Genomic DNA, 18,754 nt, shown 5'->3' with positions numbered 1-18,754 from the left:
CCTCGCTCAGGTGTGGGAAGTGCCCCCGGGGGACCGCGGTCCCCCGGGGCGGGCCCTTACTTGAGCTGGTCCTCGGTGTAGTAGTTGCCGCCGACGATGATCTCCTTGTAGTTGCTCTTGTCCACGATCACCGGGTCGAGCAGGTAGGAGGGGACGACCTTGTTGCCGTTGTCGTAGTCCTTGGTGTTGTTCACCTCGGGCTTGCCGCCCTTGAGGACCGCGTCGGCCATCTTCACCGTCTGCTCGGCGAGCTTGCGGGTGTCCTTGAAGATGGTGGAGTACTGCTCGCCGGCGATGATCGACTTGACCGAGGCGAGCTCGGCGTCCTGGCCGGTCACGACGGGGTAGGGCTGGCCGCTGGTGCCGTAGCCGGAGCTCTTGAGCGCCGACAGGATGCCGATGGACAGGCCGTCGTAGGGGGACAGCACGCCGTCCACCTTGGTGCCGCCGGTGTAGGTCTTGGTGAGGATGTCCTCCATGCGCTTCTGGGCCGTGGCCGGGTCCCAGCGCAGGATGGCGGCGGTCTTGAAGTCCTTCTGGCCGCTCTTGACCAGCAGGGTGCCGTCGTCGATCTTCGGCTGGAGCACCGACATGGCGCCGTTCCAGAAGAACGTGGCGTTGTTGTCGTCGGGCGAGCCGCCGAACAGCTCGACGTTGAACGGGCCCTTCTTGCCGTCGTCCACGCCGAGGCCCTTGAGCAGCGAGGTGGCCTGCTGCACGCCGACCTTGAAGTTGTCGAAGGTGGCGTAGTAGTCGACGTTGGGGCTGTTGCGGATCAGGCGGTCGTAGGAGATGACCGGGATCTTGGCGTCGGCGGCCTGCTGGAGCTGCGAGGTGATCGCGGTGCCGTCGATCGAGGCGATGATCAGGAGCTTGGCGCCCTTGGTGATCTGGTTCTCGATCTGGTTGGCCTGCGTCGGGATGTCGTTCTCCGCGTACTGCAGGTCGACCTTGTAGCCCAGCTGTTCGAGCTGCTGCTTGACGTTGTCGCCGTCGTGGATCCACCGCTCGGACGACTTGGTGGGCATCGTGACGCCGATCAGGGCGCCCGCGCCGCCGGCGGCGGCCGACGTGGAGGCGTCGGCGTCGACCGTCTTCTGGCTGGAGCCGCAGGCCGTCATGGTCGCGGCGAGCGCGATGGCGGACACCACGCCCCCGATACGTCCCAACCTCATGTGGCACTCCTTGCAATGGGGGTTGCGGCAGCGGGAATGTGAGCGTTAACTGCCGATCTTGCAGAGGACTCAGTCACAGAACGTGCCGAATCAGAACAAAGTTCTCGCTTCGTTCCCGCCGATTGTTATCGCTAACAAAGACGATGTCAACGGTTGAGGATAACCTGACGGAAACCTTTAGGTAACTTTCGCGGCAGACTCCTCGCAGGTCAGCGCCTTGGGCGCGCGCTGAAGACCCGTTGCAGCACGATGAAGACGAAGAGCAGCAGGCCGATGAAGATCTTGGTCCACCAGGAGCTGAGCGTGCCCTCGAAGCTGATGATCGTCTGGATCAGGCCGAGCACCAGCACGCCGAGCACCGTGCCGAGCAGGAAGCCGCTGCCGCCGGTGAGCAGCGTGCCGCCGATCACCACGGCGGCGATGGCGTCCAGTTCCATGCCGACGGCGTGCAGGCCGTAGCCCGAGAGCATGTAGAACGACAGCAGCACGCCGCCGAGCGCCGAGCAGAAGCCGCTCACCGTGTAGACCGTGATCTTCGTCCGGCCCACCGGCAGGCCCATGAGCAGCGCCGACTGCTCGCTGCCGCCCGTCGCGTACACCGCCCGGCCGAGCCGGGTGTAGTGCAGCACGTACGCCGCTGCCAGCACGACCCCCACCGCGATGAGCACGCTCGGCGAGATCCACAGATCGGCGAACAGGTCGATCCTGGTCTGCGCGAACGCCGTGAACGTCGGGTCCTCGATCGGGATCGAGTCCGTGCCGATCGTGTAGCACAGCCCCCGGGCCAGGAACATCCCGGCCAGCGTCACGATGAACGGCTGGATGTCGAAGGCGTGCACGATGTACCCCATCACCAGCCCGAGCCCGGACCCGACGGCCAGCACCAGCGGCACCACCACGTACGGCGGCCACCCCGGCCCCGACATCAGCGACGCCGAGATCATCGTGGACAGCGCCACCACCGACCCCACCGACAGGTCGATGCCCCCGGCCAGGATCACGAAGGTCATCCCCACCGCCACCACCAGCAGGAACGCGTTGTCGATGAAGACGTTGAGCACCACCTGCCCGCTGGCGAACCCCTCGTACCGGAGGCCGCCCACGACGAACATCGCCACGAACAGGCACGCCGTCACCAGCACGGGCAGGTGGCGGGCCGGCAACGCGACCCGGCCCACGGTCATGGTCGTCACAGGGTCACCCGCACTTTCTCCTCGGGGGCCGGGCTGGGCGGCGCGCTGCCGCCGCGCCGGCGCAGCGCCTTCGCGCGGAACGACGGCGACTGCACGAGACAGACCGCTGTCACGACCAGCGCCTTGAACAGCAGGGTCGTCTCGGGCGGCACGCCGATGGAGTAGATCGTCGTGGTGAGCGTCTGGATGACGAGCGCGCCGGCCACGGTCCCGCCCAGCGAGAACCGGCCGCCCGACAACGAGGTGCCGCCGATCACCACGGCCAGGATCGCGTCCAGCTCGATCCACAGGCCGGCGTTGTTGCCGTCGGCGCTGGAGACGTTCGAGCTGATCAGGATCCCGGCGATGCCCGCGCACAGGGCGGCGAAGGCGTAGACCATGATGACGATCCCGCGCGACCTGATGCCCGCGAGCCTGCTGGCCTCGGCGTTCCCGCCGACCGACTCGATCAGCAGGCCCAGCGCCAGCCGCCGGGTCAGGAACGCGGTGACCGCCAGCACGACCGGCACCAGCAGCACCCCGAACGGCACCGCCAGCAGATACCCGCCGCCGATCAGCTTGTACGACGGGCTGTTGACCGTGATGATCTGCCCGTCGGTGATGAGCTGGGCCAGGCCGCGCCCGGCCACCATGAGGATCAGCGTGGCGATGATCGGCTGGATGCCCGCCTGCGCGACCAGGAACCCGTTCCAGGCGCCGAGCAGCAGGCACAGTCCGAGCGCGAGCGCCACGGCAGCCGGCACGCCGGCGTCCTCGCTGATCCGCAGGCAGGCCAGCGCGCCCGAGATCGCCACCACCGAGCCCACCGACAGGTCGATGCCGCCGGTCGCGATGACCAGCGTCATGCCCAGCGAGACCAGGATCAGCGGCGCGCCGAAGCGCAGGATGTCGATCAGGCTCCCGTACAGGTGCCCGTCCCTGACCTGGACGGACAGGAAGCTGGGGGTGAAGAACACGTTCAGGGCCAGCAGCAGCGCGAGCACCGCCACGGGCCACCACAGCCGCCGCATCAGGGCCGCCCTCCGCTCGCGATCGTCTCCATGAGCACGTCCATGGTGAGCGCTGCGTCGTTGGGCAGCTCGGCCACCAGCCGCCGGTCGCGCAGCACCTCGACCTTGTGGCTGAGCCGCAGCACCTCCTCCAGCTCGGCGGAGATGAACAACACCGCCATGCCGCCGTCGGACAGCTCGGCGACCAGGCGCTGGATCTCGGTCTTGGCGCCGACGTCGATGCCGCGGGTGGGCTCGTCGAGGATGAGCAGCCGGGGCTCCAGGATGAGCCAGCGCGCCAGCAGCACCTTCTGCTGGTTGCCGCCGCTCAGGTTCCGCACCAGGTGCTCGGGGTTGGGCGGGCTGATCCGCAGGGCCTTGACGTACCGGGTGACCAGCTCGTCCTGCTGCTCGCGCGGCACCGGCCTGGTCCAGCCCCGGGTGGCCTGGAGCGCCAGGATGATGTTCTCGCGCACGGTGAGGTCGGGGATCAGGCCGTCCTCCTTGCGGTTCTCCGAGCAGAAGGCGATCTTGTGGTTCATCGCCGCGCGCGGGGTGCGCAGCGCGGCGGGCGCGCCGCCGACGGACAGCTCGCCGCCGCTCGCGTGGTCGGCGCCGAACAGCAGCCGCGCGACCTCGGTACGCCCCGAGCCGAGCAGCCCGGCCAGCCCCACGACCTCGCCCTCGTGGATGGTGAGCGAGAACGGCTCGACGGCCCCGGCCCGGCCCAGCCCGCGCGCCTCGACCAGCGGGCGGTCGAAGACCCTGGCCTCGCCGTGCAGGCGGTCGAGCGCGGCCAGCTCCTGGCCGATCATCTTGGCGACCAGGTCGAGCTGGGGCAGCTCGCGGGTCAGGTACTCGCCGACGAGCCGTCCGTTGCGCAGGATCGTCATACGGTCCGAAATTTCGTAGATCTGGTCGAGAAAGTGGGAGACGAAGAGGATGGCGATGCCCTCCTCCTTGAGCCGCCGCATCACCCGGAAGAGCTGCCGCACCTCGTCGGCGTCCAGGCTGGAGGTGGGCTCGTCCAGGATCAGCACCCGGGCCTCGATGTCGACCGCCCGCGCGATGGCCACCATCTGCTGCACCGCCGGCGAGTACGCCGACAGCGGCGCCGAGACGTCGATGCTCAGGTCCAGCCCGCTCAGCAGCTCGCCGGCCCTGGCCCGCACGCGTTTCCAGTCGATGCGCCCGAACCTGCGCGGCTCGCGGCCGATGAAGATGTTCTCGGCCACCGACAGGTTCGCGCAGAGGTTGACCTCCTGGTAGACGGTGCTGATGCCGCCCCGCTGCGCCTCGGCCGGGCCGGCGAAGGCGACGGGCCGCCCGCCCAGCTCGATCGTGCCCGAGTCGGCGGCATGCACGCCGGTGAGCACCTTGATCAGGGTGGACTTGCCGGCGCCGTTCTCGCCCATGAGCGCGTGCACCTCGCCGGGCAGCAGCCGCAGGTCCACGCCGTCCAGGGCCTTGACCCCGGGAAACTGTTTGCCGATCCCGTTCATCGTCAGGACCGGCACGGGTGCGGCCATGCGCCTCCCCTTCCGCCTGAAGGGGCCGGGCCACCGGGCCCGGCCCGCACGATCAGTACTGACGGCTGGACAGGACCTGCTTGGCCTGCTCCTGCGTGAACGTGGTCTCCTCGGTCACCACGCGGGCCGGCACCTGCTCGCCCTTGACGACCTTCTTGGCCAGGTCCATGAGCTGCGGGCCGAGCAGCGGCGAGCACTCGACGATATAGTTGATCTTCCCGTCGGCCAGGGCCTGCATGCCGTCCTTGACGGCGTCGACCGTGATGATCTTGATGTCCTTGCCGGGCACCTTGCCCGCGCCCTCGATGGCCTCGATCGCGCCCAGGCCCATGTCGTCGTTGTGGGCGTACAGCACGTCGATGTCCGGGTTGGACTTCAGGAAGGCCTCCATGACCTCCTTGCCCTTGGCCCTGGTGAAGTCGCCGGTCTGCGAGGCGATCACCCTGAACTTCGGGTCGGCGCCGATGACCTGGGCGAACCCGGCCTTGCGGTCGTTGGCGGGGGCCGAGCCGGTGGTGCCCTGGAGCTCGACGATGTTCACCGGGTCCTTGGCGTCCTTGTACTCCTGCACCAGCCACTGGCCGGCCTTCTTGCCCTCCTCGACGAAATCGGAGCCGAGGAAGGTCTTGTACAGGGAGGTGTCCTTGGAGTCGACGGCGCGGTCGGTCAGGATGACCGGGATCTTCGCGTCCTTGGCCTCCTTGAGCACCGTGTCCCAGCCGGACTCCACCACCGGCGAGAAGGCGATGACGTCCACCTTCTGCTGGATGTAGGAGCGGATGGCCTTGATCTGGTTCTCCTGCTTCTGCTGGGCGTCGGAGAACTTGAGCGTCACGCCCGCGTTCTTGGCCGAGTCCTGCACGGACTTGGTGTTCGCGGTGCGCCAGCCGCTCTCCGCGCCGACCTGGGCGAAGCCCATGGTGATCGAGCCGTCGCCGCCGCCGCTGCCGCCGCTGCCGCCACTGCCTCCGCCGCAGCTCGCCACCGACATCGCGGTGAGCCCGGCGAGCACCAACGCCGAGATCCTTCTGAACACGTGGGGGGTTCCCTTCTCATGTGAGCGCTAACAACCGAACCCGGCTGCCGGCGCCTTCCTGCCTCGGGGGCCTGCGCGGTCCCGTCGGGCCGTGCCCGTCTCGCGTACCGGCGACCGCGGGGCGCCAGGAGGCGGGCCGCCACCTCGCCTCCTCGGCCGCGACCGAGGGGAGACGACCCCGGACCGATCCCGCGACCGCTCCTTTCCTGGCTTGGCCACGACTGTGAACGTTAACAAGCACATCCGTCAAGAGCCCGCCACATCACGGTCACGTCACGCCGGACACCCCTTGACTCCAGGGCTGTTCCCTCCCTAACGTGACGCCGATCACCTTTGTTAGCGGTCACTTCGACTGGTAGCGCTAACAGTCCCCTCGTCCGAGGAGCACCCCCGTGAAGCGAATCGTCCCCGCGCCGGGAGGCCCGCGGCCTCCCGGCCCGCCGCCGTCCGCCCTCAGACCGGTACGACGCGGTGGTGGGTGGTGATCCGGCCGTCGTCGTCCAGCACGTGGAAGACGAGCCCCGGCGGGAGTTCGTAGTCGGCGCAGCCGGCCAGCGTGGTCGCGCCCTCCCAGGGCAGCCGCAGCGTGGACACCACGCCGGGCGCGGCGAGCAGCGGGCGGCCGGCGAAGGTGGTGGCCGCCGCGGTGTGCGCGTGGCCGACCAGCACGGCCGTCACGTGCGGGTGCCCGGCCAGCAGGGCGGCGAGGCGTTCCGGGGCCTGGAGCATGATCGTGTCGACCGGCGAGTGCAGCGTCGCGGGCGGGTGGTGGAAGGCCACGAACAGCGGCAGGCCGCGTTCCGCGCCGAGCACGCCGTCGAGCCAGGACAGCGTCTCGTCGTCCAGGTGACCGTCGGCCCGGCCCGGGACGGAGGAGTCGCACAACACGTAGACGGCTCCGCCGGTGCGGTGGACCCGGTTGACCGGCCCGGACGCGGCCGGCTCACCGAGCAGCACCCGCCGGAACCCCTCCCGGACGTCGTGGTTGCCGGGGCACACGAGGACCGGGTGGCGCGAGGTCAGCAACTTGCGCGCCTGCTCGTACTCCTCAGGCAGACCGTGGTCGGCGATGTCGCCGGTGACGAGCACCGCGTCGAGGTCGTACGGGAGGGCGTCCAGATAGCGCATGACGGCGTCGGCGCGCTCGACGGACCGGTCCGAGCCGCCGAGGTGGATGTCGCTGAGATGGGCGATCACGAGCATGGGCAGGACTTCCTTTCGAGGTACGCCCTCGACGGTAACCGCCCACCGGACCATCCGTAAGATCCGGTTTCGTGGTGAAAAATTGGACCAGTTCCGGAGTGGACCTGCATCTGGAGCTCGATCCCGCACTCGGGCGGCGGCGGGCCGTCGAGGACGCGCTGCGCGCCGCCGTACGCGACGGGCGGCTGCCGCCCGGCACCCGCCTGCCCTCGACCAGGGCGCTCGCGGCCGGGCTGGGCCTGGCCCGCGGCACGGTGGGCGCCGCCTACGACCAGCTCGCCGAGGAGGGCTACCTCACCACCCGCCCGGGTTCGGGCACCGAGGTCGCCGACGCCCTCCCACCCGCCCCCGCGCCGATCGGCTCCCCTTCCGCCCCCGGGCCGTCGCAGCCGGTGCACGACCTTCGTCCCGGACAGCCGGACGTGTCGGCCTTCCCCGCGCGCGCCTGGCTGCGGGCCACCCGCCACGTGCTCGCCGCGGCCCCCGCCGACGTCTTCGGCCCCTGCGACCCGCGCGGCCGGATCGAGCTGCGCACCGCACTGGCCGGCTATCTCGGCAGGACCCGGGGCGTGCGCACCGCCCCCGACCGGATCGTCGTCACCACGGGCTTCGTCCAGTCGCTCAACCTGCTGGCGCAGGTGCTCGGCGCGGGCCCGATCGCCATGGAGGACCCGGGCCACGACTTCTACCGGGAGGTCCTGCGCCGCGCCGGCCGCACGATCGTCCCCCTCGCGGTGGACGGGCAGGGCGCCCGTACCGGCGACCTCACGTCCGGGGTGGCCGCCGCCGTGCTGACCCCGGCGCACCAGTACCCGACCGGCGTCCCCCTGGCCCCGGCGCGCCGCCGCCTGCTGCGCGAGTGGGGCGGCCCGGTCATCGAGGACGACTACGACGGCGAGTTCCGCTACGACCGCCGTCCCGTGGGCGCCCTCCAGGGCATGGCCCCCGACCAGGTCGTCTACTGCGGCACCACCTCCGAGTCGCTCTCCCCGGCGCTGCGCCTGGGCTGGATGGCGCTTCCGCCCGCCCTGGTGGGCCCGGTCGCCGAGGCCAAGCTGCACGCCGACGCCCACACCGGGGTGCTGGGCCAGCTCGTCCTGGCCCGTCTGATCGACGACCACGACTACGACCGGCACGTGCGCGCCGCGCGCCTGCGCTACCGCCGCCGCCGCGAGCTGCTGCTGTCGCGCCTCGGCCCGGGACCGGCCGCCCCGCTGCCCGGCGCGCGCCTGCCCGGCGTGGCCGCCGGCCTGCGCGCGCTGCTGATGCTCCCGCCGTCCGGGCCGGCCGAGTCCGTCGTGCTCGCGGCCTGCGAGCGGCGCGGCATCGCCCTGCGCGGCCTGAGCCCGCTGCGCCAGACGCCCGGCCCCGGCGGCCTGCTGATCGGGTACGCCGCCCCCTCCGAACGCGCCTTCCCCGCCGCCCTGGACGCCCTCGCCGACGCCCTGACCTGGGCATCCGCCGAAGGAAGCGCCGGCAGCGCCGAAAACCCCGATATTTCCGGCCTTTCCGGGTAGTTGATCGGCTCTCACCGACCTCGACGGAGGAATCCGATGAGCTGGAGCTACCGCAAGACGATCAAGCTGGGCCCGGTCCGGCTGAACCTGTCCCGCGGCGGCGTTGGACACAGCTGGGGCAACCGGCTGTTCAGGGTGACGCGCACCGCCGACGGCCGCCGTACGCTGTCGGTCAATCTGCCCGGCGGCTTCCACTGGCGCAAGACACTCAGCGGGCGCTGACCCCCGCCGGAACGACGGGCCGGAGGCGCGCGGCCTCCGGCCCGTTCCCGTCTTCCCGGGACGCCGCCCAAATGATGATCTGTAAGACATGAACGCCCATATGAGCCCGGAGGAGTTCCGCCGCCATGGCCGGCAGGTCGTCGACTGGATCGCGGACTACATGGCCGGCATCGAGTCCCGTCCGGTGATGTCACGGGCCGAGCCCGGGGACGTCCGCCGCGCGTTGCCCGCCGAGCCGCCCGAGCACGGCGAGCCGTTCGAGGCCGTCCTGGACGACCTGAACACCATCCTGCTGCCCGGCATCACCCACTGGCAGCACCCCGCCTTCTTCGCCTACTACCCCTCCAACGCCAGCGGCCCCGCCATCCTCGGCGACCTGCTCTCCAGCGGCCTCGGCGTGCAGGGCATGTTGTGGGTCACCAGCCCCGCCTGCACCGAGCTGGAGACCGTGGTGGTGGACTGGCTGGCGAGCCTGCTCGGCCTGCCCGCGCACTTCAGGACCGACGCGCGCGGCGGCGGCGTGATCCAGGACTCGGCGTCCAGCGCCTGCCTGGTCGCGCTGCTCGCCGCCCTGCACCGGGCGAGCGACGGCCGGGTCACGCGTACGGGCGTCGCCGAGCGGTACACGATCTACGTCTCGTCGCAGACGCACTCCTCGCTGGAGAAGGCCGCCCGCGTCGCCGGCCTCGGGTCCGACGGCGTACGGGTGGTGGACGTGCACCCCCGAACGCTGGCCATGGACCCGGGACGGCTGCGCGAGCTGATCGCGGCCGACAAGGCCGCCGGCGCGGTCCCCGCGATGGTCTGCGCCACCGTCGGCACCACCTCGTCGGCCACCGTCGACCCGGTGCCGGAGATCGGCGAGGTGTGCCGCGAGCACGACGTGTGGCTGCACGTGGACGCCGCCTACGCCGGGGTCGCCGCCGTCTGCCCCGAGTTCCGCGGGCTCAACGACGGCGTGGCGGAGTACGCCGACACCTACTCCACCAACCCGCACAAATGGCTGCTGACCAACTTCGACTGCACCGTCCTGTGGACGGCCGACCGCGCCCCCTTGCTCGGCGCGTTGTCGATCCTGCCGGAGTACCTGCGCAACGCGGCGACGACGGCCGGCTCGGTGGTCGACTACCGCGACTGGCAGATCCCGCTGGGCCGCCGGTTCAGGGCGCTGAAACTGTGGTCGGTGATCCGCTGGTACGGCGCCGAGGGCCTGCGCGCCCACATCCGCAAGGGCGTCTCCCTGGCCCAGCACCTGGCCGCCCTGATCGCCGCCGACCCGGCCTTCGAGCTGCACGAGCCGCACCCGCTCGGCCTGGTCTGCTTCCGTCCCCGCTGGCCCGGCCTGCCGCCCGCCGACGCCGACGCCGCCACGCTGCGCCTGATGGAGGCCCTGAACGCCGGCGGCTCCCTCTACCTGACCCACACCGCGATCGGCGGCCGGATCGTGCTCCGCATGGCCGTCGGCGGCCCCGCCACCGAACTCCGCCACGTGGACCGGGCCTGGGCCGCCATCCGCCAGGGACACGCCGCCCTGGCCCAGGAGACAGCCCAGGAGACAGCCCAGGAGACCGCTCAGGAGACCGCCCGGGAGACCGCCCGGGAGACCGCCCGGGAGACCGCCCGGGAGACCGCTCGCGACGACTAGACCGGCAGCCCCGCCTGGGCGGCCAGCGTGCCGAGGACCCTGGCGAGCACGGCCCGGTCCCGCGGGCCGAGCCCGCCGGTCAGCTCGGCGTCGAGCTCCAGTGTCACCTCCAGGCACCGGCCCAGCAGCGCGCGCCCCTCGCTGGTGAGGTCGAGCAGCTGACGCCGCCGGTCGCCGGGGTCGCGCACCCGGGAGATCCCGCCGAGCCGTTCGAGGTGGTCGGCCAGCGTCACCACCAGGCTCGGCGCGACGCCCATGGTCTTGGCGACGTCGAGCTGCGAGGCCGCGCCGCGCGCCTCCAGCAGGGTCATCAGCCCGACGTGCTTGGGCTTGAGGTCGAGCGGGACGAGCGCGGCCGTGAACCGCTCGGTCAGGATCGCCCCGAGCGTCCCGATCCTGAAGGCCATCGTCCCCGCCACCGACACCGGCTTGACTTCGTCCACCCGCACAATGGTAGTGCCGATACATCATTCAGAGCATGAACGATTCAAGCCCGTCGCGCCCGGGCCGGCGCGCGCCCGATCAGGGGCGGCGGTGCAGGCCGTGCTCGTAGGCCCAGATGACCGCCTGGACCCGGTCGCGCAGCCCCAGCTTGGCCAGGACGCGGCCGACGTGGGTCTTGACGGTGCCCTCGGACAGGAACAGCGCGCCTGCGATCTCGGCGTTCGTCTCGCCCCAGGCGATGTGCCGCAACACCTCCCGCTCCCGTTCGGTCAGCGGGTCGGGCCCGGCGTCCGGCAGGTGCGGCGCGACGTGGTCGAGCAGGCGGCGGGTGGTCGAGGGGGCGATCACCGCGTCCCCCCGGTGGACGGTCCGCACCGCGGCCAGCAACTCCTCGGCGGGGGCGTCCTTGAGCAGGAAGCCCGACGCGCCGGCCCGCAGCGCGGCGAAGGCGTACTCGTCCAGGTCGAAGGTGGTCAGGACGATCACCTTGGGCGCGCCGGGGGTCGCCAGCAGCCGCCGGGTCGCCTCGACGCCGTCCATGCGCGGCATGCGGACGTCCATGAGCACGACGTCGGCCGTCACCGCGCGCAGCCCGGCCAGCGCCTCCACCCCGTCGCCGGCCTCCCCCACCACGCGCATGTCGTCCTGGGCGTCGATCACCATCACCGTGCCGGTACGCACCAGCCGCTGGTCGTCCACGACGTACACGCCGATGGTCATGCCGGGTACGGAAGGCGGGCCTCGACGACGAACCCGCCTTCCTCCTCCGTCCGGACGTCCAGGGTCCCGCCCAGCGCGGTCACCCGCTCGCGCATGCCCGCCAGCCCGTTCCCCGGCCCGTCACCGCACGTCGCGGCGGAGGCGGTGCCGCCCGCGTCGCCGGCGGTGATGCGCAGGGCGTCGTCCGTCCAGTCCAGCCGGAGGGTGCTGCGCGCGCCCGCGCCCGCGTGCTTGAGCGTGTTCGTCAGCGCCTCCTGCACCACGCGGTAGGCGACGAGATCGGCCCCCGGCCCGAGGGGACGCGGCGTGCCGCGCACGATCTCCTCGACGGGCAGCCCGGCGTCCCGGGTCCGCGCCACCAGGTCCGGCAGGCCCGTCAATCCGGGCGGCGGCCCGTCACCGGGCGTGGCGCGCAGCACGCCGACGGCGGCCCGCATGTCGGTGAGGGCCGCGCGTCCCGTCTCCTCGATGGCGGCCAGGATCTCGGCCGCCCGCGCGGGCGCGAACCGGCCGCCCCTGGCCTGGGCGACGATGACGGCCAGCGCGTGGGCGACCACGTCGTGCATCTCCCTGGCGATCCTGGCCCGTTCCTCGGCGGTGGCCCGCGCCGCGGCCTCGCGGGCCCGCTCCCGCAGCAGGTCGAGGTGGGCGAGCTGGGTCCGCCGGTACAGGCCGAGCCCCCACGCCGCGACCACCACCGCGGCCAGCAGCGCCAGCAGCAGCCACGGGTCCGGCCCGAGCCCGGCCGCCGCGACGCTGGAGTCGGTCGCGAACCTGGCCGCCGCCGCCCCCGCCCCCGCCAGGCCGACCACCAGCGGCGGGCGCCGCCGGGCGTGGGCGGCGCAGGAGTAGACCGCGAGCGGGAACAGCGCCGACGACGGCAGCACGAGGAACAGCCCGGTCACCGCGACCTGGACGGCGAAGGCCGCGGCGACCACGAGGAACGCCCACGTCCGCCGCCGGTACGCCACGGCCGCGTGCGCCGCCAGGCAGGCCCCCGCCAGCAGGACCGCCCGCACGCCGGGCGCCGACAACACCGCCACCGTCAGGGAGAGCGGGAACAGTGTCACCCCGGCGACCAGGGCCAGGACCACGTCGGCGCGGCGGGGCGTCATCGTGCCGTCGTGCGCTGGTAGGAGAGAGTGGCCCCGGCGACCGCGAGTCCGAACAGCAGCCAGCTCCCGTACACGACCGCGACCGCCGCCACCGTGGCCGGCTCGGACAGCGGCACGGGCCCCTGGGTGAGGCCGAGGAGCTGGGAGAACGTGCCGAGAACAGACATGGCTCCCATAGTGGTCAACATGGCGGCGCCCGTCCAACCGCCGGCCAGCACCAGCCGCCGCGGCAGCGACCGTCCCCACCGCTGCACGAGGGCCAGCGAGCCGACCGCGCCGATGACCAGCATGATCGTCTCGCCGTACGGGAAGCCCTCGCCGTAGTCAGCGGGGCGCAACAGGGTGCCGCCCGCCGACCAGTAGAGCTTGGCCAGGGGGTAGACGAACCCGAGGGCGAACGCGGCGTACCCGAGCCAGGGCCCGCCGGGCACCCTGACACGCGGCAGCAGCAGCGCGCCCAGCAGCGCGCAGGCCGCCAGGCTGAGCCCGCGCAGCGCCATCCCGGGCCAGTCGACCTGCGCGAACTCCCCGGCGGGGATGCCGGTGAGCGCGAAGAAGGCGCGGAAGACGTCGAGCACGAGCCCGCCCGCCGACCACAGCAGCAGCAGGACGGGCACCAGCCCCGCCGGATGCGGCCGCACCACGAAGACCGCCCCCAGCCCGGCGGCCAGCACGGTCACCCAGTGCGGCGCGAACCCCATGGTGTACGGCAGCCCCGGCAGCGGCGCGAGCGCGAGCGCCACGACGAGCGCGAGGACGGAAAGCGCCGAGATCTGCAGTCGTTGAAGTCGCATGCCCTCGACGATCGCGGCTCCGGCCGGCCGCCCGCGTCTCCCTCAGGTCCGGACAAGAGGTGACCTGAGAGGTATTGACACGGCCCGGCGTAGGCACGAAAAAAGGTGACGCCCTCACGGACGCCACCTTTTCTGCTGTGGAGCTATGGGGATTCGAACCCCAGACCTCCTCCATGCCATGGAGGCGCGCTACCAACTGCGCCATAGCCCCTTGCGATCACCAAGTGTATCGGACTTCCGGACCCCTCGCGTCACGCCGGATCCCGCGCCCCGGCGGACCGGAGGAGCCCTCCGGCCCGCCCTGGACGAGGTGGCGTCAGGCGGCGCGGCGGGACGGGATGCCCGCCTCCCTGACCAGCGCGGCCACGTCGACCCCGGCCTCGCGGAGCAGGCGGCCGGCGCCGTTCGCGCCGTCGGCGAGCAGGCCCCACAGCAGCCGTTCGCCGGTGACCGGCCCCGGCTTCCACATCGCCACCTCGATCGCCTTCCTGGCGTGCATGGCCAGCGGGATCGTGCCCAGCGGCCCGTCCAGGGTCACGCGCAGCGGGCGCAGTTTGGACCGGCGCAGCACCCACTGGTCGGGCGCGTCCGTCCCGGCCCTGGTGCGGCGGCGCACCTCGTCGAGGTCGATGCCGAGGGTGGCCAGCAGCTCACGCGCGTCGCCCAGGTCGATGCGCGCGCGGAGACCGGCGCCGGAGGCGGTGAACGACGCCAGCGAGAACGGCCGCACGTCGGCCACGCCCAGCAGCAGGAGGTCGGCGTCGAGCGTGGCGCGGTGGGCGTCGAGCGCGAGGATCCCGGCCCGGACCACCGCCCGGCGGGCGCCTTCCGTGAACCTGTCGAACACCTGTTACCTCCCCGTTCTGCGGGCGTGCTTGCGATGGGCGGACTGCCGCCGGACCCCGAGCGCGCCGGCGATCTGCTCCCACGACCAGCCCGCCGCGCGGGCGTTGCTGACGTGCACGGCCTCCAGCTCCTCCAGCAGGGCCCTGAGCGCGGCCACCGCCGCGAGGCCCGTTCCGGGGGCGCGGTCGGCTGCCGCACCGGCCAGTTCGGTGACGTCCATGGTGTCAGCATGTGCTGACAGACGGCCGCCTGTCAACACATGCTGACGCCTCAGAGCCGTTCGGCCAGGTCGGCGAGGACGGGCAGGGCGGCGGCGAGGCGTTCGCGTTCGTCGGGGGTGAGGGAGTCGACGGCCGCGGCCAGGCGTTCGGTGATCACCTGTTCGCGGCTGACCAGCGCGGCGCGGCCGGAGCCGGTGATGGCGGTGATCACCCGCCGCCGGTCGGCCGGGTCGGGCTCGCGGGCCACCATGCCGCGCTGCTGGAGGCCGCCCAGGACGGTGCCGATCGCCTGGGCGGTGATGCGTTCCAGGTGCGCGAGCTGGGCCGAGGTGTGCGGCCCGTCCCGGTCGAGGCGGGAGAGCACGGCGAGCTCGGTGAACGACACGTCGTCGCCCGAGGCGTTGGTGTAAAGCTGCCGGATGCGGCGGGCGAGCCGCCCGACCGAGATCCGCAGTTCCTTGGCGAGCACAAAACCAAGTCTAGCTTTATCAATCCAGCTTTGGTAGTTTCCCGGCACTATGTGCTACGACAACGACGCCGCACCACCGCGCCCGCAACCGCCGATCACCGGCACCCGCTCCGCCGACCTCCGCCTGACCTCCGCCGACGGCACGTCGTTCGCCGCCTACGAGTCCCGTCCCGACCGGGTGAGCGGGCCCGGCGTCGTGATCCTGCCCGACGTCCGCGGCCTGCACGACTTCTACAAGCAGCTCGCCGTACGGCTGGCCGAGCAAGGGCATCCGGCGCTCGCCCTCGACTACTACGGCAGGACCGCCCCCGACGACGACCGCGGCGAGTCGTTCCAGGTCATGGCGCACATCCCCAAGCTGACCAGGGAGAACATCCAGGCCGACCTCCAGGCCGCGACCGCGCACCTCGGACGTCCGGTGGTGGCGCTCGGCTTCTGCATGGGCGGCCGGAACGCGTTCTTCGCCTCGGCGCCCAGGTTCGGGTTCGCCGGCGTGATCGGGTTCTACGGCGTGCCGGGGATCGCCGGCCCGTACGGCCCCGGCCCTGCCCAGCACGCCGCCGAGCTGGGCGCGCCGATCCTCGGCCTGTTCGGCGGGGCCGACGAGGGCATCCCGGCCGAGCAGGTGGCCGAGTTCGAGGCCGCGCTGACCGGGGCCGGGGTGGAGCACGAGATCGTCGTCTACCCCGGCGCCCCGCACGGCTTCTTCGACGAGGCCCACGGCGAGCACGAGGCGATCTGCGCGGACGCGTGGCGCCGGGTCCTCGCCTTTCTGGCCGCCAGGGCCTGACACGGGGCCCCGCGGTAAGGGGCCCCCGGAGTCAGGACTCGCTAGCCGCAGGTGGTGCGCATGGTGAGGGTGGCTTCCTCCAGGGTGAAGGCGACCTCGACCGTGCCCAGCTCCGCCGTGTCGCGCACGTGCGTGCCGCCGCACGGGATCGACGCCTCGCCCTCGGGCAGCGAGCAGTGCCAGGTGCGCAACGCGGTCAGCCCCGGCCCCGGCACGTCGAGCCGGACCGGCGCACGGGCCGCCACCCACGTGCCGAGCCGCTCGTTCACCCGCCCGGCCAGCTCGGTCAGGTCCAGGTCGTCGGCGGAGAAGCCCTTCTTGCGCAGCGACTTTCCGAGGCGGTATTCGTCCACGCTGCCGTGCGGGACGATGCGCGAGGAGGTGATCGCCGTCTGGTCGAAGTCGGGATGGCCGAGCCGGTCCTGCCGCACCTCCTTGCGCCACCGGTCCGCCAGCGCCGCGTTGAGCGCCAGCGCGGCCAGGTGGCAGGCGGTGTGGCCGGCCGAGAGCGCCGCCCGGTATCCGGCGTCCACCTCCAGGTCCACCTCCGCGCCGACGGGCAGCGGGGTGTCGGTGACGTGGACGACCAGCCACTCCCAGCCCTCGGCGCCGCGCCGGACCGGGATGGACTCGCCGACGAAGATCTCACCGTCGTTCGACTGGGCCCCTGTCACGCAGTCGAGGACCGGCAGCTCGCCGATCGTCCCCCGGTCTGCGGGCTGGTCGGGCCAGGTGTGGTCGAGGGGGTGGAACGGCGTCTCGGCGGTGACGAGGCCGTGCCGGTCCCCCACCGGCACGGCCCCGACAATCGGGGAACGGCCGCTGACCCGGCCGTTGGGGAAGGTGACGACAGTGGATCTCACCTGGTCATTGTGGCAGGGCGGCGCTCGTCCTCCAGATAGCGGTCACGGCCGGCGTACAGGCCGGTGAGGAGCTGGACGGCGATCACGCCGAAGATCAGCACGTACGTCAGCGACCAGCCGCCGGTCATCTGGTAGATCACCCCGACCAGGAGCGGTCCGGCGCCGGCGATGAGGTATCCGGCGCTCTGCCCGAAGGCCGACAGCGCGGCCGTGCTCTCCGGCGTACGGGTGCGCAGCCCCAGCATGACCAGCGCCAGCGGGAACGACCCCATGCCGACCGCCACGAACACCACCCAGACCATGGCCGTCGAGGAAGGCGCGAACCACAGCCCGAGGAAGCCGATCGTGTAGAACACGACCAGTCCCACGACGACCGGCCGCTGGTCGCGGAAGCGCGCGGCGATCGTCGGCACGAGGATCGAGACCGGGATGTTCAGGGCGGTGAAGACGCCGAGCATGATCCCGGCCTGCGAGGAGGTGTATCCCCCGTCGGTGAGGATCGTGGCCAGCCACCCGAACATGATGTAGGCGATCATCGACTGGGTGCCGAAGTAGATCGCCACCATCCAGGCGAGCCTGCTGCGCAGCAGGGTCGAGATGCCCGCGTCCCGGCTGCCCGTGTCCCGCTCCGGCTCACTGCGCAGCAGCGCAAGCCACGGAATGGCGGCCACGGCGGCCAGGGCCGCCCACACGCCGAGCGCGATGTGCCAGTCCCCCGACGCGCGCTCGATCGGCACGGTCGCGGCGGCGGCCAGCATGGTGCCCGCCGCCAGGGCCGTGGTGTAGACGGTGGTCATGATCCCGGTACGCCCGGGGAAGTGACGCTTGATCAGCGTCGGGATGAGCACGTTGCCGACGGCGCCGCCGGACAGCGCGACCGCGCTGCTCAGCAGGAACACCGGGGCCGACCCGACCAGCGACCTGACCAGCATGCCCGAGCCGAGGGTGACCAGCGCGAGCAGCAGCAACCGGTGCTCGCCGATCCGGCGGGCCAGGGTCGGGGTGACCGCGCCGACGCCGGCGAAGGCCAGCACGGGCAGCGTGGTGAGCAGGCCGGTGCCGACGCTGCTCATGCCGAGCGCCCCGGCGAGCTGGTCGAGCAGCGGCCCGACGCTGGTGACGGCCGTGCGCAGGTTCAGCGCCGCCAGAACGATGCCCAGCACGAGAAGCCAGGCCAAGGGGGCGGTTCTGCCTGTTCTGCCACGGGCTTCTTGGGCTAGCACGCTCATGCTGGTCAGGTCCTCCACTCATCAAATCATGGGACGAATCACCACCTTAACAGGACCGAAATGTCCCTTTATTCCTGGACATGAGAAAGCCCCCGGGGCGGGGGCTGAGATTCTCGGGGGAGATCCGTCCTACAGGACCGGGCTCGGGCCCTCCGGGGGCTGGTTGCGCGGGATACCCGGGCCGGGGGGCGGCAGGGTGCCGCTCGGCGGGTAGTCGCCGCCGCCGACGGTGCCGGGCGGGACCGGCGCGCCGCTGTCGCCGTAGGTGGAGCCGTGCTCGTGCTGGTGCTGGTGGGCGCCGGGGACGTCGCCGCGCCAGCCGCCCGTCTCGCCGCCGCGCGACTCGATGAACGACTTGAACCGTTCCATGTCGTTCCTGATGCGCAGCCGGACGATCTGCAGGGCGTCGCCGACGGTCTCGATGACGCCTTCGGGGTCGTACTCCATCTGGAGGGTGACCTTGGTGGTGTCGGCGTCGATGCGGTGGAAGGTGACGACGCCCGCGTGGTGCGGCGAGTCCGTGCCGCGCCAGGCGACGCGCTCGTCGGGGTGCTGCTCGGTGATCTCGGCCTGGAACTCGCGGCGGACCCCGGCGATCTCGACCACCCACTCGGTGAGCGTGTCGGAGATCTGCTTGACGGACTCCACGCCCTCCATGAACTCGGGGAAGCTCTCGAACTGGGTCCACTGGTTGTAGGCCACGCGGATCGGGACGTTGACGTCTACTGAGTGCTCGATCGTGCTCATGGGGTCT

Annotated in this window: 20 protein-coding genes and 1 tRNA gene; 4 read left to right on the top strand and 17 right to left on the bottom strand. The window is 72.0% G+C overall.

Going from position 1 to position 18,754, the window contains the following annotated elements:
- Positions 1–56: 56 nt before the first annotated feature.
- From chvE to ACFYYW_RS27580, 6 genes are all read right to left on the bottom strand, one after another.
- Entirely contained in the window at positions 57–1,175 is a 1,119-nt protein-coding gene (chvE, locus tag ACFYYW_RS27605; RefSeq protein ID WP_352326442.1) for a multiple monosaccharide ABC transporter substrate-binding protein, read from the bottom strand.
- Positions 1,176–1,384: 209 nt separating this feature from the next.
- Positions 1,385–2,359, bottom strand: a complete 975-nt coding sequence (yjfF, locus tag ACFYYW_RS27600) for a galactofuranose ABC transporter, permease protein YjfF (RefSeq protein WP_387653120.1) — start codon at positions 2,357–2,359, stop codon at positions 1,385–1,387.
- A gap of 5 nt (positions 2,360–2,364) precedes the next feature.
- The gene (locus ACFYYW_RS27595; RefSeq protein ID WP_387652649.1) at positions 2,365–3,378 is read right to left on the bottom strand and encodes an ABC transporter permease; all 1,014 of its coding nucleotides are present in this window, start codon (positions 3,376–3,378) and stop codon (positions 2,365–2,367) included.
- The gene (locus ACFYYW_RS27590) at positions 3,378–4,886 is read right to left on the bottom strand and encodes a sugar ABC transporter ATP-binding protein (protein WP_387652647.1); all 1,509 of its coding nucleotides are present in this window, start codon (positions 4,884–4,886) and stop codon (positions 3,378–3,380) included. Before ACFYYW_RS27590 ends, ACFYYW_RS27595 begins: the two co-directional genes overlap by 1 nt.
- 52 nt (positions 4,887–4,938) lie before the next feature.
- Positions 4,939–5,922 (bottom strand): ABC transporter substrate-binding protein, encoded by a 984-nt coding sequence (locus tag ACFYYW_RS27585; protein ID WP_364415704.1) that lies wholly within the window; start codon positions 5,920–5,922, stop codon positions 4,939–4,941.
- A gap of 453 nt (positions 5,923–6,375) precedes the next feature.
- Complete coding sequence (locus ACFYYW_RS27580) at positions 6,376–7,125, bottom strand: metallophosphoesterase (RefSeq protein ID WP_364415702.1); 750 nt, start codon at positions 7,123–7,125, stop codon at positions 6,376–6,378.
- Between the two features lie 71 nt (positions 7,126–7,196).
- Between ACFYYW_RS27580 and ACFYYW_RS27575 the strand changes: the two genes are divergently transcribed.
- The 3 genes from ACFYYW_RS27575 to ACFYYW_RS27565 all read left to right on the top strand — a co-directional run bounded on the left by ACFYYW_RS27575 (position 7,197) and on the right by ACFYYW_RS27565 (position 10,509).
- Positions 7,197–8,642 carry a PLP-dependent aminotransferase family protein gene (locus ACFYYW_RS27575; protein ID WP_387652644.1) on the top strand — a complete coding sequence of 482 codons (1,446 nt, stop codon included), beginning with the start codon at positions 7,197–7,199 and terminating at the stop codon, positions 8,640–8,642.
- Positions 8,643–8,678: 36 nt separating this feature from the next.
- Positions 8,679–8,864 (top strand): DUF4236 domain-containing protein, encoded by a 186-nt coding sequence (locus ACFYYW_RS27570; RefSeq protein WP_352326433.1) that lies wholly within the window; start codon positions 8,679–8,681, stop codon positions 8,862–8,864.
- Positions 8,865–8,952: 88 nt separating this feature from the next.
- Positions 8,953–10,509, top strand: a complete 1,557-nt coding sequence (locus tag ACFYYW_RS27565) for a pyridoxal-dependent decarboxylase (RefSeq protein ID WP_387652642.1) — start codon at positions 8,953–8,955, stop codon at positions 10,507–10,509.
- Here the strand turns inward: ACFYYW_RS27565 and ACFYYW_RS27560 are convergent.
- The 8 genes from ACFYYW_RS27560 to ACFYYW_RS27525 form a co-directional block, all read right to left on the bottom strand.
- Positions 10,506–10,952 carry a MarR family winged helix-turn-helix transcriptional regulator gene (locus tag ACFYYW_RS27560; protein ID WP_387652640.1) on the bottom strand — a complete coding sequence of 149 codons (447 nt, stop codon included), beginning with the start codon at positions 10,950–10,952 and terminating at the stop codon, positions 10,506–10,508. The two genes, ACFYYW_RS27565 and ACFYYW_RS27560, sit on opposite strands and share 4 nt — an antisense overlap.
- A gap of 79 nt (positions 10,953–11,031) precedes the next feature.
- Positions 11,032–11,673 (bottom strand): response regulator, encoded by a 642-nt coding sequence (locus ACFYYW_RS27555; protein ID WP_387652638.1) that lies wholly within the window; start codon positions 11,671–11,673, stop codon positions 11,032–11,034.
- Entirely contained in the window at positions 11,670–12,788 is a 1,119-nt protein-coding gene (locus tag ACFYYW_RS27550) for a histidine kinase (protein ID WP_364393179.1), read from the bottom strand. Before ACFYYW_RS27550 ends, ACFYYW_RS27555 begins: the two co-directional genes overlap by 4 nt.
- On the bottom strand, positions 12,785–13,582 hold the full coding sequence (locus tag ACFYYW_RS27545) for a hypothetical protein (RefSeq protein ID WP_387652636.1): 798 nt from the start codon (positions 13,580–13,582) through the stop codon (positions 12,785–12,787). Before ACFYYW_RS27545 ends, ACFYYW_RS27550 begins: the two co-directional genes overlap by 4 nt.
- 138 nt (positions 13,583–13,720) lie before the next feature.
- Positions 13,721–13,793: transfer RNA gene (locus ACFYYW_RS27540), tRNA-Ala, on the bottom strand.
- Positions 13,794–13,898: 105 nt separating this feature from the next.
- Positions 13,899–14,429 (bottom strand): Clp protease N-terminal domain-containing protein, encoded by a 531-nt coding sequence (locus tag ACFYYW_RS27535; protein ID WP_387652634.1) that lies wholly within the window; start codon positions 14,427–14,429, stop codon positions 13,899–13,901.
- Between the two features lie 3 nt (positions 14,430–14,432).
- Positions 14,433–14,648, bottom strand: a complete 216-nt coding sequence (locus tag ACFYYW_RS27530) for a hypothetical protein (protein ID WP_387652632.1) — start codon at positions 14,646–14,648, stop codon at positions 14,433–14,435.
- Between the two features lie 50 nt (positions 14,649–14,698).
- On the bottom strand, positions 14,699–15,118 hold the full coding sequence (locus ACFYYW_RS27525) for a MarR family winged helix-turn-helix transcriptional regulator (protein ID WP_387652630.1): 420 nt from the start codon (positions 15,116–15,118) through the stop codon (positions 14,699–14,701).
- A 49-nt stretch (positions 15,119–15,167) separates the two neighbouring features.
- Between ACFYYW_RS27525 and ACFYYW_RS27520 the strand changes: the two genes are divergently transcribed.
- Positions 15,168–15,908, top strand: coding sequence for a dienelactone hydrolase family protein (locus ACFYYW_RS27520; protein WP_387652628.1), 741 nt, complete (start codon positions 15,168–15,170; stop codon positions 15,906–15,908).
- Between the two features lie 41 nt (positions 15,909–15,949).
- Here the strand turns inward: ACFYYW_RS27520 and ACFYYW_RS27515 are convergent, their stop codons facing one another.
- From ACFYYW_RS27515 to ACFYYW_RS27505, 3 genes are all read right to left on the bottom strand, one after another.
- Entirely contained in the window at positions 15,950–16,771 is an 822-nt protein-coding gene (locus ACFYYW_RS27515) for a metal-dependent hydrolase (protein WP_387652626.1), read from the bottom strand.
- Positions 16,768–17,949 carry an MFS transporter gene (locus tag ACFYYW_RS27510; protein WP_352328545.1) on the bottom strand — a complete coding sequence of 394 codons (1,182 nt, stop codon included), beginning with the start codon at positions 17,947–17,949 and terminating at the stop codon, positions 16,768–16,770. The genes ACFYYW_RS27515 and ACFYYW_RS27510 overlap by 4 nt, the downstream gene beginning before the upstream one ends.
- A 180-nt stretch (positions 17,950–18,129) precedes the next feature.
- Positions 18,130–18,747, bottom strand: a complete 618-nt coding sequence (locus ACFYYW_RS27505) for an SRPBCC family protein (protein WP_352328543.1) — start codon at positions 18,745–18,747, stop codon at positions 18,130–18,132.
- Positions 18,748–18,754: the final 7 nt, after the last annotated feature.

This window comes from Nonomuraea sp. NPDC001831 (genome assembly GCF_042892035.1).
GTDB lineage: Bacteria > Actinomycetota > Actinomycetes > Streptosporangiales > Streptosporangiaceae > Nonomuraea.
Note: the sequence above shows the minus strand (reverse complement) of the source record. Positions and strands in the feature narration are given on the sequence as shown.

What these genes read in the sequence shown, in the direction of transcription:
- ACFYYW_RS27550 (WP_364393179.1), bottom strand. Translation starts at nt 12,788, where the DNA reads ATGACGCCCCGCCGCGCCGACGTGGTCCTGGCCCTGGTCGCCGGGGTG.
- ACFYYW_RS27505 (WP_352328543.1), bottom strand. Translation starts at nt 18,747, where the DNA reads ATGAGCACGATCGAGCACTCAGTAGACGTCAACGTCCCGATCCGCGTG.
- ACFYYW_RS27520 (WP_387652628.1), top strand. Translation starts at nt 15,168, where the DNA reads ATGTGCTACGACAACGACGCCGCACCACCGCGCCCGCAACCGCCGATC.
- chvE (WP_352326442.1), bottom strand. Translation starts at nt 1,175, where the DNA reads ATGAGGTTGGGACGTATCGGGGGCGTGGTGTCCGCCATCGCGCTCGCC.
- ACFYYW_RS27555 (WP_387652638.1), bottom strand. Translation starts at nt 11,673, where the DNA reads ATGACCATCGGCGTGTACGTCGTGGACGACCAGCGGCTGGTGCGTACC.
- ACFYYW_RS27580 (WP_364415702.1), bottom strand. Translation starts at nt 7,125, where the DNA reads ATGCTCGTGATCGCCCATCTCAGCGACATCCACCTCGGCGGCTCGGAC.
- ACFYYW_RS27590 (WP_387652647.1), bottom strand. Translation starts at nt 4,886, where the DNA reads ATGGCCGCACCCGTGCCGGTCCTGACGATGAACGGGATCGGCAAACAG.
- ACFYYW_RS27570 (WP_352326433.1), top strand. Translation starts at nt 8,679, where the DNA reads ATGAGCTGGAGCTACCGCAAGACGATCAAGCTGGGCCCGGTCCGGCTG.
- yjfF (WP_387653120.1), bottom strand. Translation starts at nt 2,359, where the DNA reads ATGACCGTGGGCCGGGTCGCGTTGCCGGCCCGCCACCTGCCCGTGCTG.
- ACFYYW_RS27545 (WP_387652636.1), bottom strand. Translation starts at nt 13,582, where the DNA reads ATGCGACTTCAACGACTGCAGATCTCGGCGCTTTCCGTCCTCGCGCTC.
- ACFYYW_RS27595 (WP_387652649.1), bottom strand. Translation starts at nt 3,378, where the DNA reads ATGCGGCGGCTGTGGTGGCCCGTGGCGGTGCTCGCGCTGCTGCTGGCC.
- ACFYYW_RS27530 (WP_387652632.1), bottom strand. Translation starts at nt 14,648, where the DNA reads ATGGACGTCACCGAACTGGCCGGTGCGGCAGCCGACCGCGCCCCCGGA.
- ACFYYW_RS27565 (WP_387652642.1), top strand. Translation starts at nt 8,953, where the DNA reads ATGAACGCCCATATGAGCCCGGAGGAGTTCCGCCGCCATGGCCGGCAG.